The organism is Microbacterium sp. P5_E9 (assembly GCF_054049175.1).
This window is the reverse complement of sequence record NZ_JBFUMV010000113.1, coordinates 1-567: the sequence shown is the minus strand read 5'-3', so window position 1 is coordinate 567 and position 567 is coordinate 1. Positions and strand designations below refer to the sequence as shown.

Annotated in this window: 1 protein-coding gene; it reads right to left on the bottom strand. The window is 69.3% G+C overall.

The window, feature by feature from the left end; genetic code table 11:
- A partial coding sequence (locus ACXJ3V_RS20510) for a transposase (protein ID WP_457102201.1) occupies nucleotides 1-549 on the bottom strand: 549 nt, incomplete at its 3' end.
- Nucleotides 550-567 lie beyond the last annotated feature (18 nt).

Genomic DNA, 567 nt, shown 5'->3' with positions numbered 1-567 from the left:
GAGTACTGCCATGTCCGCCAGCGCCAGGCGCAGTTGCCCTCGCTCGTCGCGCCGTTCGCGCGCGACACCCTCCCTGATGCGCTTGCGCACGATGACCACGCGCCGCTTGGCGCTCCAGCCGTCCAGCCTGAGCCAGTCCTCGACCACCTGGCAGCCCTGCGCGTCCGCCCGGCTCCAGTCCATGCGGCTGAACTGCCGGGCCACCAGGCGCTGCACCTTCTTGGTCTGGCGCAGCCGTAGCAGGTAGGGCTGGCCGCGTTGCTCCAGCTCGACCAGGATGCCCTCGTTGCCGTAGCCGCAGTCCCCGCGTACCAGCGCCGGGCATCTGTCGCCGAGCTCGTCGAGCAGCCGGGCCAGCCCCGCCTTGGCGTGCACGCTGGTGTGTTGCTTGCCAGAGTTGACCTGCACGTCCAGCACCAGACGCAGGTTGCCCACCCAGTAGGTGTGCAGCACTTGGCTTGGGCGCCCGGGCTTGTGCGGGTTGTAGCCCAGTTCGGCACCTTCTTGCCGCCCGTACAGCGGTTTGATGCTGGCGTCGATGTCCAGCACCCAGGGGCTGTCCAGCGC